Raw genomic sequence first — 14,729 nt, forward strand, 5'->3', positions numbered from 1 at the left:
CTTGCAAGTGTCATTGGAAATAGTTAATATTGCACCTCAATTAATCAAGCTAACATATTGAATTATATTATGTTTAAAAAAGAAATTGTCCGGTTTACCCATTTATTCCAACTCTCATAACATACTATAGAGGAGTTCATGCATAGACGACTGCTAGAGGTTTTCTTCGTTTCGGTACTTTTCTTGACCCTTGTTGCCACCGTATCGGCTGGACAAAGACACTGGGTCGGTTCCGGTTCCGGAAACGGCCGGTTCTGGGACAGGGCAGCCAACTGGAGTGTCACGCAGGGTGGAGCCGGGGGTGCCGGGGTACCGACGGCCGCAGACGATGCCTTTAACGACGGGGGCGGCGCGCTTCAGGTCAACACGAACGCGGTCTGCCTTTCGTTTACGCAGTCGAGTGCCCTGGGCACAAAAGACTTTATCAATAATGCGACGCTCACCGTCGGGGCGGGGGGACTGACGCTTCTCGGCGGTCAGCTCGGCAGCACCACATCGGGTAACGTCGTCACCGTTGCGGGCAACTGGACCGAAAACGGGGTCACCTTCTCTCCCGGGACCATGCTGGTTGTGTTCAATGGGACAGTCAACCAGACCGTCACTTCGAGCTCGACGTTTGGCGATCTTACGGTAAATAGTTCCGGCGGTGTAACCCTTGCCTCCAATGCGACCGTAGACGGAGTTCTCACACTCACAGCCGGCGTGGTTTCGACGGGAGCAAATTCCCTGATCGTCAGCCCGACCGGGTCGGTTGCACGTACGGGTGGCTGGGTCAACGGAAACTTCCGGTTGCCCGTGCCAACGGGGGCTACGTCTCTGACGTACCATGTCGGGGATGCCTCCAATTATTCGCCTGTTGCGCTCGCCTTCGGAAATGTGACCACAGCGGGCAGTCTTACGGGAAAAGCAACGGCAGGAGATCATCCCAATCTGGGCACCTCGGCGATCGACGGATCGAAGAGCGTCAACCGGTACTACACGCTCGCCAATAGCGGCGTCGTTTTTACGACCTACAGCGCAACATTTAATTTTGTCGCCGGCGATGTTGACGCCGGAGCGAGTACGGCCAATTTTATTGTCGGCAAGTACAACTCGCCAAACTGGACGTTGCCCACCGTGGGGACGAAGACGGCGACGAGCACCCAGGTGACCGGATTGACGGCATTCAGCGACTTCGCGATCGGCGACATCAAGTCGCTGACCATTACCGCGTCGGCCGGTGCGAACGGGACGATCACCCCTTCGGGCGCCGTGTCCGTCGTCTTCGGCGCAAGCCAGGGCTTCTCGATTGCGGCGAACACAAACTACTATATTTCGGATGTCGTCGTGGACGGCGTCTCGCAGGGCGGGGTCACGAGCTATAACTTCCCGAGCGTCTCCGTCAACCACACCATCTCCGCAAGCTTCCTGGCCGACAGCGTGGTGGTCGCCGCGACGGCGGGAGCGGGCGGAACGATCTCGCCCTCCGGGAACGTCAAACTGGCTTCCCACGCGAACCAGTCGTTCACGATCACCCCTGACGCCCATTATCATATCTCGGACGTCCTGGTGGACGGGGTGTCGGTCGGAGCAGTGACCAACTACAGTTTCACGAACCTGATCGTGGATCACACAATCTCCGCGTCGTTTGGCATCGATACCGACACGATCACGGCGTCGGCCGGAGCCAACGGGTCGGTCTCTCCCTCCGGCGCGACCGTCGTGAACTACGGCTCCGACACCACATTCACGTTTACGCCGGCACTCGGCTACCACGTGGCGGATGTGCTGGTCGACGGGGGCTCGATCGGGGCCGTCTCGAGCCATACGTTCACGAATGTGATCGCCAATCACACCATTTCCGCGACCTTTGCGATCGACACATTTACGATTACCGCGTCGGCCGGCGCGAACGGTTCGATCTCGCCCGCCCTGGCCGTGGTGAATTACGGATCCGACACCACCTTTACGATCACTCCGGACGCGCACTACCATGTGGCGGATGTGCTCGTTGACGGCAGCTCGATCGGCGCCGTCTCAAGCCATTCGTTTACGGGCGTCACCGCGAATCACACCATCTCGGCGACGTTTGCGATCGACACCGACACGATCACCGCCACGGCGGGAGCAAACGGATCGATCAGTCCGTCGGGCGCGACAATTGTGAATTATGGCGCTGATACGACCTTTACAATCACCCCCGCGCTCGGATATCACACGCTGGACGTCCTCGTCGACGGTGTGACGGTCGGGGTGGTTCCGACCTACACCTTCACCGGGGTCGTCGCGAATCATACGATCAGCGCGAGTTTTGCCATCAATACGTACAGCCTGGTATCGACGGCCGGCGCCCACGGGACCATTTCTCCCTCGGGGAAAGTGACCGTGAACTACGGGGATAACCAGCCCTACACGCTCACGCCGGATACCGGTTATCACGTCGCCGAAATCCTTGTGGACGGCGTTTCCGCCGGAGCGGCCACGAGCTTTACTCTCACGAACGTCACCGCGAATCATACGGTCGATGCGAGTTTCGCGATCGACACGCTGACCATCACCGCGACAGCCGGCGCTCATGGAACGATCACTCCCTCGGGCGCGGTCCTGGTGACGTACGGCGGAAGCCAGTCCTTCACCGTGACTCCGGACGCGGGTTATCATGTGGCCGACGTCCTGGTGGACGGTGGATCGGTGGGACCCGCGGGGAGCTACGACTTTAACGGCGTGACGGCGAACCGGACGATTGACGCGTCGTTTGCAATCAACCAGTTCAGCGTCGTCGCGCTCGCCGACAGCCACGGCGCGATCTCGCCTTCGGGGAAAGTCTTCGTGGATTCGGGGGCGAGTCAGCCCTTTACGATTACCCCCGACGTGGGATACTATATCACGGATGTCCATGTCGATACGGTCTCGGTGGGCGCGGTGCCGGTGTACAAGCTGGCCAACGTCGTCGCGAACCATACGATCCAGGCAAGTTTCGCGATCCAGACGTTTGCCTTGAAGGCGATCGCCGGCGCGCACGGCACGATCTCGCCGCCGGGCACGTCCATCGTAAACTATGGATCGGACAACACGTTCACCATCACGCCCGATACCGGTTATGCGGTCGGTGACGTTCGTGTCGACAGCGTGTCGGTGGGCGCGGTTCCAACCTATACATTCACCGGCGTGACGGCGCCGCACGTCATCGAAGCCACATTTGTCCTGCAGGCATTCACTCTGAACGCGGTTGCGGGATCTCACGGTTCGATCTCTCCCTCGGGCTCCGTCCCGGTCGGCTTCGGGGCCGATCAGAGCTTCACGATCACGCCCGACACGGGATACCTGATTGCCGATGTTCATGTCGACAGCGTCTCGGTGGGTGCCGTTCCGAAGTACACGTTTACGCACATCACCGCGAATCACACGATCGAGGCCAGCTTCGTCATTCAGACGTTCGTCATTACCGCGACCGCAGGCCCGAACGGGAGCGTCTCCCCGTCGGGCGGTGTCGTCGTAGAATACGGGGCGGATACGAGTATCACGATTTCGCCGGATGCGCACTACCATGTCGATAGCGTGGTGGTGGACGGGGTGTCCATCGGAGCGGTCGCCAAGTATACGTTCGCCCATGTGACCGGCGGCCATACGCTGAATGCCACCTTTGCGATCGACCAGATTGCGATTACTGCGACATCCGGCGGCAACGGAACGGTGTCTCCTTCGGGCGTCGTCCTGGTGAACTACGGGTCCGATCAGACCTTTACGATCACGCCCGATATCGGATACTTCATCTCCGACGTTCACGTCGACAGCGTCTCGGTCGGCGCGGTGCCGAAGTACACCTTTACGAACGTGACGGCGGCCCACGTCATTGAGGCGACCTTCGCCATCCAGACCTTTACCGTGAACGCCGGCGCGGGGGCCAACGGATCGATTTCGCCCTCAGGGGCGGTATCGGTCAACTATGGCGGCAGCCAGAGCTTCACGATCACCCCGGACACCGGGTACTTCATCACCGACGTCCAGGTCGACAGCGTCTCAGTCGGCGCGGTGCCGAAGTACACCTTCACAAACGTCACAGCGAACCACACGATCGAGGCGAGCTTCGCGCTCCATTCATTCACCGTCTTTGCGAGCGCGGGCCCCCACGGATCGATCGCTCCCTCGGGTGCGGTGCCGGCTTCGTTCGGAGGGACGCTCGTCTTCAACATCACGCCCGATTCGGCCTACTTCGTTTCCGACGTCCATGTCGACAGCGTATCGGTGGGGGCGGTGAGCAAGTACACGTTCACCAATATCGCTGCCGACCACACGATCGAGGCGTTCTTCGATACGCACCCGCTGCCGATACTCACGACCATGACGCCCCAGAATGTGTACAGGGGTGAGACTGTGAATCTGGTCCTGACAGGTGCGAATTACCAGAGCGGAGTCAGCACTCTGAACGTCGGTTCGGGGATAACGCTCAATTCCTTCAGCGTGTTCACATCTGATACGATCTTCGCGAATATAACAGTTGGAGCGGCGACAGCGCCCGGAACCCGGCCGTTCTCGGTGACGAACAGCCCGCCGGGTGGCGGTACTTCCAGTCCCATTTTGCTCTTTATTCACAATCACGCGCCGAGCGATTTTAGCCTGGCCGAGCCGCTCAATGGCGACACCATTAAGTTAAAGTCTCCTGCGGTGCCGATCGAATTCAAGTGGCATCCGTCAAGTGATCCGGATGTGCCGGACACGCTGAGGTACAACGTGTGGCTGGTGACGCCGGTCGGAGATTCGATCGGGGTGACAACGGATACCTCGCTGTCGAGTGCGGATCTGATGAGTCAGCTGGCGCCTCACACCGTCTACACCTGGAGGGTGTACGTAACGGACGGATTTGATACGGTGTTGTCGTCCGAAACGTTCACGTTCACGACCTCCGATTCGGTGACGGCCGTTGCGGAGCAGGGGAAACGCGTCCCGAAGGAGTTTGCCCTGCACCAGAACTATCCGAATCCGTTCAATCCGAGCACGACGGTCGAGTTCGACCTGCCGCACCGATCGGTCGTCACGCTGGCTGTGTATAACCTGCTCGGCCAGATGGTCGCCACGCTCGTCGATCACCGGTCGATGGATATCGGATATCTGTCGGTGAAATGGGACGCGTCGAGCATCCCGTCAGGGGTGTACCTCTACCGGATGTCGGCGGAGGGAGCGGACGGGAAGAGCTTCGTGCAGGTGAAGAAGATGATGCTGATGCGGTAGGGGTAGGCGCAAGCTTTAGCTTGCGTGTATAATCAGTAACGAAGAGCCGGTTCCGAAACAGCGGGACCGGCTTTTTTTATGATGTCATCCTGAGGGAGCGGAGCGACCGAAGGATCTCGTTTTTCCGACCTGCAAGATCCTTCGCTTCGCTCAGGATGACAGAACAGGGAGTGGCCGGATGCGATAAGACCGCAGCCTAAAGGCTGCGGCTACCCCTCCCTAGGAGGATTGAAATATCTCCCGCAGCTTCCGGACCGTCTCGTCGATGTGATCCTCCCCGATGGTCAGGGGCGGAAGGAACCTGAGCACGTTTTGATTGGTGCAGTTGAGCAGAATACCGCGGTCGCGCAACTCGCCGACGATCGTTTCTCCCTCGCGGGCCAGCTCCATCCCGACCATCAATCCGTATCCTCTCACTTCCTTGACGATCGCGGGGAACTCCCGTTTCAACTCCAGCAAGCGTGCGTTCAGGATCTTCCCCATGGCCGCCGCATTGTCCATGACCCCGCGCGCGAGGACCTCCTCGAGAACCACGATCCCGGCAGCGCAGGCGACGGGATTGCCCCCGAAGGTCGTGCCGTGGACGCCGGGCTCCAGGACCCCGGCCACCGCGTTTCCTCCGAGAATCGCCGCGAGGGGAAGGCCGCCCCCGAGCGGCTTCGCCAGCACCACGATGTCCGGCGAGACCGGGTAGTGCTGGAAGCCGAACAACTTTCCGGTCCGGCCGATCCCGCACTGGATCTCGTCGGCGATCAGGAGAAAACCGAAACGCTTCTGCAGCTCCCGGATCTCTCCGGCGAATTCCTGCGACACCGGACAGACGCCCCCCTCGCCCTGAATGAACTCGAGGGCCACCGCCGCCGTCTTCGAATCGACGGAGGCGCGGAGAGCCGGCGCATCGTTGAACTCAACAATGCGAAAGTTCTCGAGGAAGGGCTCATAGCCCTCCCGGTATTTGGGGCGGTCCATCATCGAGAGCGCCCCCATGGTCCTCCCATGAAACGCGTTCGTGAAGGAAATGATATCCGTCTTCCCCTGTTTGGAGCCCCACTTTCGGGCGATCTTGATCGCTCCTTCGATCGCCTCGGTGCCGCTGTTCCCGAAGAAGACCCTGGAATACCCCGAGTGTTTCACGAGCAGCTCCGCCAGCTTCAACTGGGGCTCCTGCAGGTAGTAATTGGAGAGATGGATGTACCGGCCCGCCTGCTTCGAGATGGCTTCAAGCACCCCCTGATGTCCGTAACCGAGCGCGTTGACGGCCAGGCCCCCGAACATGTCGAGATATCGTTTCCCATCCTTCGTGAAGAGGTAAACCCCCTCTCCGCGATCGATTTCGAGGGGAATCCTCTTGTACGTGTGAAAGAAATAAGCGGCTTCGCGCTCGAGAGATTTCATACGGCTCCTTTCAGCCTGCAGATCTGAGATTAAAAAAAATAAACGCCAACCGGTCAAAAAGTTCTTGCATAATAATACAAAATAATGTATACTTATGCAATTCCATGATCACAGCCGCCATCATCGGTGCCTCGGGATATTCCGGCGCGGAGTTGCTCCGCCTGCTGTCGGGCCGGCCCGACGTACAGGTTAAGAAAGTCACGGCGCACACGTTCGCCGGAAAAAAGGTCGAAGAACTCTACCCGGTCTTCTCCGGAAGGGTGGGGCTGGAGTACGAGACGTTTTCGAATCATCTTGACGGTGTCGAGATCGCCTTCGTCTCCCTGCCGTCGGGCGAGGCGATGAAGATCGTCCCCCAGCTTGTCTCCTCGGTCGGGCATATCATCGACCTGAGCGGCGATTTCCGCCTGCAATCGGCGTCCCTCTACGAAACATACTATCATCAACCGCACTCCGCGCCTTCGATGCTCGGCCAGGCGGTCTACGGCCTCCCCGAACTATTCTTTTCGTCGATCAAATCGGCCCGGTTCGTCGCAAACCCGGGGTGCTACGCGACGAGCGTCATCCTTGCTCTCGCGCCCGCCCTCCGGCACGCGGCCGTCGCACCGGACGGGATTGTCGTGAATTCCCTTTCGGGGATTACCGGCGCGGGGCGAACCTCCTCGACCGAATTGAGTTTCTCCGAGATCAACGAGAACGTGCGGGCCTACAAGATCGGCACGCACCAACACACCCCGGAAATTCAGTCGATCCTCGAACAGGCCACGGGGAAGCCCGTGTCGCTCTCGTTCGTTCCCCATCTTGTTCCCCTCAACAGGGGAATCTACACCACCATCCACGCCCGGTTGAGCTCGCCGATGAGCGAATCCGCGCTCATCGAGCTCTACGAATCGTATTACGCGGACGCGCCGTTCGTCCGGATCAAACGCCGGATCCCCCAGATCAAGGACGTGCTCTATACGAACTATTGCGATATCGGGTTGGCGGTCGACCGCCGGACGAACGATCTCATCATCATCTCGGTCATCGACAACCTCGTGAAAGGCGCCGCCGGGCAGGCGGTCCAGAATATGAACATCATGTTCGGAATTCCACAGGAACAGGGCTTACATTTCTAAGGAGAGTACGATGCACAACGAGTGTCCATGCGGCATCACCGGCCCGAAGGGCTTTTACGCGGCCGGAGTCCACAGTGGAATCAAGAAAGTAAAAAAGGATCTCGCGCTCGTTTTTTCGACCGAGCCCGCCCGCGTCGCAGGGATTTTCACGACCAACAGGGTTCCCGCGGCTCCGGTTCTGGTCGACAAGCTGCAATTGGGGATTTCGAGCTCCTTCCGCGCCATCCTGATCAACAGCGGAAACGCGAACGCGTGCACCGGAGAACGCGGGCTGAACGACGCGTGGTCGATGGTGAGCACGACCGCCTCCGCCCTGGGGATACACCGGAGCGAGGTGCTAGTTTCATCGACCGGGGTCATCGGGCAATACCTCCCGATGGAACAGATCACAACCGGGATCGCGGAAGCGGCCTCGATGCTCGACGCGGGGGCCCACACCTCCGCCGCCGAGGCGATCATGACGACGGACAAGTTTCCCAAAGAGCTCGCGGTACGGGTGGTCCTTGACGGCGTCGACGTGACCATCGGAGGGATGGCGAAGGGTTCGGGGATGATCGCCCCGAACATGGCGACGATGCTGGCGTTCATCACGACCGACGCGGCAATTTCGAGCGAGCTGCTCCAGGCGTCCCTGAAGGATGCCGCCGACCGGTCGTTCAACCGGATATCGGTCGACGGGGACACCAGCACGAACGACATGGTGCTGATGCTCGCCAACGGCGTCGCGGGAAACAGGGAGCTGAACGATCCCGCCGACCCCCGCTACGCGGCTTTCTACGAAGCGCTGGAGTACCTGCTCGTTCGCCTCTCCAAGATGATCGTCGTCGACGGCGAGGGGGCGACCAAGTTCATCGAGATCGAGGTCAGCGGCGCCGCCACGGAACAGGCCGCCGTCCAGGCGGCCCGGGCGATCGCAAATTCCAACCTCGTCAAGACGGCGATCAACGGGGAGGACGCGAACTGGGGAAGAATCCTCGCCGCGGTGGGTTACTCGGGGATCGAGTTCGATCCCGCCGGAGTCGAGATTTATTTCGGGGACGTCCCGATTCTCCGAAAAGACTACCTGATCGATTTCTCGGAAGAGGCGGCCAAGCGCGTTCTCATGGAGCGAGAGATCAAGATCTCCGTCCATCTCCACCAGGGCGCCGCCTCGGCGTCCTTCTGGACCTGCGACCTCTCGAAGGATTATGTGGCGATCAATGCGAACTACAGGACCTGATACCCCCTGAAGGCCCGGCCCATGCGCTCCATCAAGGAAAAAACCGAAGTCCTCATCGAAGCTCTTCCGTACATCCGCCGGTACGAGGGGTCGGTCTTCGTCATCAAGTACGGCGGCGCCGCGATGATCGACGAGGGGCTGGAGGAAACGTTTTCACAGGATGTGACGATCCTGAAAAAGGTGGGCATCAAGATCGTGATCGTCCACGGAGGCGGCAAGGATGTCACCGAGATCGCCGACAAACTCGGACTCCCGTCGCGTTTTATCGACGGCCAGCGGTACACCGATGAAGCGATGATGGGGGTCGTCCAGATGGTGCTGGCGGGCAAAACCAACAAGGATATCGTCGCCCGCATCAATCGCCACGACGGCGAGGCTGTGGGGCTCTGCGGCATCGACGCGGATCTCATCAGGGTCAGGAAGGCCTCGAACGGGCAGCACGATCTCGGCCTCGTCGGCGAGATTGTCGGGGTGAACGCGGCGCACCTGAAACTTCTCCTCGACAACGGCATCATGCCGGTGATCGCGCCGATCGGAGTCGACGAGAAGGGACAGGCCCACAATATCAACGCCGACGTTGCGGCTTCCGGGATCGCGGCCGCGCTCAAAGCCGAGAAGCTCGTCTTCCTGAGCGATGTGGAAGGGGTGATGGCGCAGGGAGAGCTCGTTAACAGCATGAACCGGGACCAGGCCCACGGATACATCCGCGACGGGGTCATCAGCAACGGAATGATCCCCAAAATCCGCTCCGCCTTTACGGCGCTCGAGGCGGGCGTGAAAAAGGTTCATCTCATCGACGGCCGGGTCGTCCATTCGCTCCTTCTGGAAATCTTCACCGACGCCGGCGTCGGAACAGAATTGCTCGCATTGTAGCCGAGGGGAATTACCGCCATGGCCAAAGCAGCAAGACATTTCGCGATCAGGGAAATCCTGAGCTCCAGGCAAATCGCCAGCCAGGACGCCCTGCGCCTCGAACTGAAGAAAAAGGGATTCGCGGTCACGCAGGCGACGCTCTCCCGGGATTTGCAGGAACTCGGCGTGGGGCGCGTCTCCTCCGGCGAGGGAGCTCACTACGTGCTTCAGCCCGAGGCGGAGGTCCAGATCCTGGGCCCCGTGGTCGGCGCCCAGGTGCTTTCGATGCGGGCAAACGAAAGCGTGATCGTCGTCCGGACGCTTCCGGGGTGCGCGAATGCGGTCGGGGAATACCTCGACGCCCAGAACCCCGGCGACATCATCGGAACCATCGCGGGGGACAACACGCTCCTCGTCATTCCGCAATCCCAAAACCGGACGAAAAACGTCATGGAATTTCTGCGCAACAAACTGATAGAAGGAAGGCAATGAAGAAACCCAGGATTGTCGTCGCCTACTCGGGGGGTCTCGATACCTCCGTCATGGTGAGGTGGCTCAAGGAAAAGTACCAGGCGGAGATCATCACGGCCACCGGAAATCTCGGCCAGGAGAAGGAGCTCACGGGAGTTCGTGAAAAGGCGCTGAAAACCGGCGCGTCGAAGGTTTACATCCGCGACCTGACGGAGGAGTTCGTGGAGCACTACTGCTTCCCGGCCCTGAGGGCCGGCGCTCTCTACGAGCAGTCCTACCCGATGGCAACCTCCCTCGGCCGGCCGTTGATCGCCAGGATGCTCGTCGAAGTTGCGCGCAAGGAGCAGGCGGATATGATCGCCCACGGCTGTTCCGGCAAGGGAAACGACCAGGTGCGGTTCGAAGTTTCCATCGGGGCCCTCGCGCCGGAGTGCACGGTGATCGCCCCCTTGCGCGACTGGGAATTCAAGTCACGCGAGGAAGAAATCGCGTACGCCAAAAAGTATTCCATCCCCGTTTCCGCAACCCGCTCGAACCCCTACTCCATCGATGAAAATATCTGGGGAACGAGCATCGAGTGCGGCGCGCTCGAAGACCCCGCCCGCGCGCCCCTCGCGGATGCGTACCAGCGCACTGTCGCCCCCGAAGACGCGCCGGACAAGCCCGAGCACGTATCGATCACGTTCGAGAAGGGGATTCCGGTCGAACTCAACGGCAAGGGAATGGGATCCGTCCCGTTGCTCAAATCGCTGAACCGGATCGGCGGAGCCCACGGAGTCGGGCGGATAGACCTTGTCGAGAACCGCCTCGTCGGGATCAAGTCCCGGGAGATTTACGAGGCGCCGGCGGCGACGATTCTCCACCTCGCGCACACGGAGCTGGAGCGCCTCACGCTCGACAAGATGGTCTTCGACCTGAAGCACCGGCTGTCCCAGGAATATGCGAATCTGGTCTATAACGGATTGTGGTTTTCCCCCCTCAGGAGCGCCCTCGACGCGTTCGTCGAAGAGACCCAGACCCATGTCTCCGGGACCGTGAAGCTCAAATTGTTCAAGGGATCGATGGCGGTCGCGGGACGGACCTCGCCCCACTCCCTCTATCATGCGGGTCTCGCGACCTACACGAAGGAGGACCAGTTCGACCATCGCGCGTCCGAGGGGTTCATCAAAATTTTCGGGTTGCCTCTGAAGACGTTTTACCAATCGAGGACGAAGGGGCGGAAGCAGCGTGCCACCAAGATCGCTTCCTGACCGCTGATCCGGGATGGCTCTCTGGAACGGACGATTCAAGTCGCGGCTCGATCCCCGGGCCCTCCGTTTTTCCTCATCACTCGGGGTCGACCGAAGGCTCTTCCGGGAAGACATCGAAGGAAGCATCGCGCACGTCACGATGCTCGCCCGCAGAAAGATTCTCACGAAAAAGGAAGCGTCCGTCATCATCCGGGCCCTGGGGCAGATCCGGAAAGAGATGGAAGAAGGGAAGTTTGCGCCCGGCGGCGGCCGGCGCTTCGAGGGGGAGGATATCCACATGGCGATCGAGAGCCGCCTCATTGAGAAGACCGGCGCGACCGGCGGAAAGCTTCACACCGCCCGAAGCCGCAACGACCAGATCGCCCTTGATGAACGCCTCTTCCTCCGCTCGGCAATCGACTCGACGAACCGGCTGATCTCCCGCCTGCAACAAGGTCTCCTCCGCAAGGCGGTGAAACACCAGGATCTCGTCGTTCCGGGCTACACCCACCTGCAGCACGCCCAGCCCATTCTGTTTTCGCACCAGCTGCTCTGCTACATTTCGATGCTCGACCGCGACCGGGAACGCTTCACCGATTGCCTGAAACGCGTCAGCCGTTCGCCCCTCGGCGCGGGCGCCCTCGCCGGGACTTCGTTTCCGATCGACCGTTCCCATGCCGCGCGGATCCTCGGCTTCCCCGGCCTTGTGCTCAACAGCATCGACGCGGTGAGCGACCGGGACGTGCAGATCGAGTTCCTGGCCTGTTGCGCGATCACGATGATGCATCTCAGCAGGTTCGCCGAGGAGCTCGTCCTCTGGAGTTCCCCCGAATGGGACTTCGTCGAATGGGGGGATGCCTTCGCCACGGGAAGCAGCATTATGCCCCAGAAGAAAAACCCCGACATGGCCGAGCTGGTCCGGGGAAAGACGGGCAGGGTCTACGGCGATCTGCTCGCCCTGTTGACGATCATGAAGGGACTGCCGCTGGCCTACAACCGCGACATGCAGGAAGACAAGGAACCTCTCTTCGACGCGGCGGACACCGTCTCCGCGTGCCTCGGCATTCTCGCATCGTTGCTCGGCGACGTGAAGTTCAGGACGAAGCGCCCAGCGGCGGACTCGCAGGCGGACCAGATGCTCGCGACGGAGCTCGCGGATTACCTTGTCCGCAAGGGATTGCCATTTCGCAAAGCGCATTCGATTGTCGGTTCGATCGTTCGCACCAGCCAGGCGAAGAACCGCGCACTGAAGGACATCGAATTGAAGGAGTACCGCCGGTTTTCGCGTCTCTTCGGGAAGGACCTGTACCGCTACCTCGATCCCCGGACATCCCTCCGAAACAAGAAATCCTCCGGTTCCACATCCCCGGGCGAGGTGAGGAAGGCGCTCCGTTTCTGGGGCAAAAAACTGACCGCGAGGCATCGGTAGCCGCAAGCTTCAGCTTGCGGAAGCCCGCGGCTACCTCGTCTTGTCATCCTGAGCGAAGCGAAGGATCTCGCAGATCGGAAATACGAGATCCTTCGGTCGCTACGCTCCCTCAGGATGACATGGTCGGTGAAATTGAGACACCACCAACCCCCTACTTGACACGAAGGTTTCCCTTTTTTATATTACTTCCGCTTTCCACCAATCATACACCGTATCATCTACCATCAAGGAGGAGTTCCGATGCAGAGGCTCACAGGCGGTCTTGCGGTTCTCATAGTGCTCGTTGTAGCGGTCGCCGTACAGATCCACGCTCAAACCCCGGCGGTCAAAGCCCAATCGTCGCTGGCCGAGAGGGGAAAATATCTCGTGACAATTTGCCTCTGCAACGATTGCCACTCCCCGAAAGCATTCACTCCGAAAGGACCGATCATTGACACCTCCAGGCTTTTATCCGGCCATCCCGCCGACGCTCCCATGCCGACCGTATCGGCAGATAGCGTCATCGGAGTGACGCCCGATCGATGGGGAGCCGTCGGTAACGCTCATTTCACCGCATGGAGAGGCCCGTGGGGGACTTCGTTTACGATGAACCTGACTCCCGATACAGCGACGGGGCTTGGAAGCTGGACTGAAGCCATGTTCATAAAGGCTCTGCGCACCGGCAAGCATATGGGGAAGGGGCGCGATATTCTCCCTCCCATGCCGTGGGAATTCGTCGGAAAGATGACCGACCGCGACCTTAAATCGGTGTTTGCCTATTTGAAGACGCTCAAACCGGTGTCGAACGCCATACCTGATCCGATCCCGCCGCCCGGAACCACGAAGAAGTAATGCGTTCGGAATCGTCTCGGATGAGAATGCGAAATGATACGCGGGCGGCGCTCCTCAGATCTTTCCTGAAGTCTGCCGCCCTCTTCCTGATTCTGGTCTTCGGACCGGGAGCAGGTGTCCGGCTGATCTGCCAGGCAGCCTACACCCCTGTCCTGGTGCATGATGGGGGGACGATCACCGGAAAGGTGAGGCTCGAAGGGAGCTCGACAAAATCCGATCAGATGATGTGTACACAGGATAACAGGTCGTGCGGGAAGTCGAAGCATTCACCGCGGCTCTGCATCGGGAAGGATCGAGGTCTTGCGGATGCGATTATCTACCTGCATGGTATTTCCAAAGGCAAGAAATTTCAGGATGATCAACCATGCTTGATCGACCAGCATAATTGCGAATATCATCCTCACACCCTGATTGTCCCGGTCGGCAGCTCTCTCCGGATAGTCAATAACGACCCGATTCTTCACAACGTTCACTCGTACGAAGCAGCGAAGGAGCCGAAGACGGTGTTTAACATCGCGCAACCGATCAAAGGCGTGAAGTCCTCCACGCGGCCCCTCACGAAGCCCGGAATCATTAATCTCACCTGCGATGCCGGCCATCCCTGGATGTCAGGAACCATCATGGTGGCGGAGCACCCCTACTACGCAATAACGGACAAGGACGGCAACTTTTCGCTTGCGGATGTTCCCCCGGGGTCGTACACTCTCCGGATGTGGCATGAGGGAATTACGATCGTGAATAAGGAACTGGAACACGAGAAAGTCAAGAAGTATGAATTCGAACAGCCGTATGAGGAGAGCAGGCAGGTGACGGTGGAGCCCCAGTCAACAGTGACGGCGAATTTCGAGCTTAAGCTGAGATAGGAACCCGATTCTCCGGAAGGAGAGGGGAATTTCGCTGGTGTCTCATTTTGTCATCCTGAGCGAAGCGAAGGATCTCGCAGATCGGAACCACGAGATCCTTCGGTCGCTATGCTC

10 protein-coding genes are annotated in these 14,729 nt (G+C 59.7%); 9 read left to right on the plus strand and 1 reads right to left on the minus strand.

What is annotated here, in order from left to right; genetic code table 11:
* Positions 1-183: 183 nt before the first annotated feature.
* Complete coding sequence (locus tag VI215_01060; GenBank protein ID HEY6190895.1) at positions 184-5,208, plus strand: T9SS type A sorting domain-containing protein; 5,025 nt, start codon at positions 184-186, stop codon at positions 5,206-5,208.
* 219 nt (positions 5,209-5,427) lie between these two features.
* Here VI215_01060 and VI215_01065 read toward each other — a convergent pair whose 3' ends face one another.
* On the minus strand, positions 5,428-6,603 hold the full coding sequence (locus VI215_01065; GenBank protein HEY6190896.1) for an aspartate aminotransferase family protein: 1,176 nt from the start codon (positions 6,601-6,603) through the stop codon (positions 5,428-5,430).
* A gap of 104 nt (positions 6,604-6,707) precedes the next feature.
* On the opposite strand from VI215_01065, the gene argC reads away from it, so the two are divergent.
* The 8 genes from argC (at position 6,708) to VI215_01105 (ending at position 14,615) form a co-directional block, all read left to right on the plus strand.
* A complete protein-coding gene (argC, locus tag VI215_01070; GenBank protein ID HEY6190897.1) occupies positions 6,708-7,721 on the plus strand; it encodes an N-acetyl-gamma-glutamyl-phosphate reductase in 1,014 nt (337 codons plus the stop codon).
* Positions 7,722-7,731: 10 nt separating this feature from the next.
* Entirely contained in the window at positions 7,732-8,940 is a 1,209-nt protein-coding gene (argJ, locus tag VI215_01075; protein ID HEY6190898.1) for a bifunctional glutamate N-acetyltransferase/amino-acid acetyltransferase ArgJ, read from the plus strand.
* 21 nt (positions 8,941-8,961) lie between these two features.
* Positions 8,962-9,813: an acetylglutamate kinase gene (argB, locus tag VI215_01080; GenBank protein ID HEY6190899.1), complete on the plus strand. Its 852-nt coding sequence runs from the start codon at positions 8,962-8,964 to the stop codon at positions 9,811-9,813.
* Between the two features lie 18 nt (positions 9,814-9,831).
* Complete coding sequence (locus VI215_01085; GenBank protein HEY6190900.1) at positions 9,832-10,284, plus strand: arginine repressor; 453 nt, start codon at positions 9,832-9,834, stop codon at positions 10,282-10,284.
* Positions 10,281-11,513 (plus strand): argininosuccinate synthase, encoded by a 1,233-nt coding sequence (locus VI215_01090; GenBank protein HEY6190901.1) that lies wholly within the window; start codon positions 10,281-10,283, stop codon positions 11,511-11,513. Before VI215_01085 ends, VI215_01090 begins: the two co-directional genes overlap by 4 nt.
* 13 nt (positions 11,514-11,526) lie before the next feature.
* Positions 11,527-12,921, plus strand: a complete 1,395-nt coding sequence (argH, locus tag VI215_01095; protein ID HEY6190902.1) for an argininosuccinate lyase — start codon at positions 11,527-11,529, stop codon at positions 12,919-12,921.
* A 240-nt stretch (positions 12,922-13,161) separates the two neighbouring features.
* On the plus strand, positions 13,162-13,752 hold the full coding sequence (locus tag VI215_01100; protein ID HEY6190903.1) for a diheme cytochrome c-553: 591 nt from the start codon (positions 13,162-13,164) through the stop codon (positions 13,750-13,752).
* Positions 13,753-13,778: 26 nt separating this feature from the next.
* Positions 13,779-14,615, plus strand: coding sequence for a carboxypeptidase regulatory-like domain-containing protein (locus tag VI215_01105; GenBank protein ID HEY6190904.1), 837 nt, complete (start codon positions 13,779-13,781; stop codon positions 14,613-14,615).
* Positions 14,616-14,729: the final 114 nt, after the last annotated feature.

Source organism: Bacteroidota bacterium, from assembly GCA_036522515.1.
Classification (GTDB): domain Bacteria; phylum Bacteroidota; class Ignavibacteria; order UBA10030; family SZUA-254; genus VBOC01.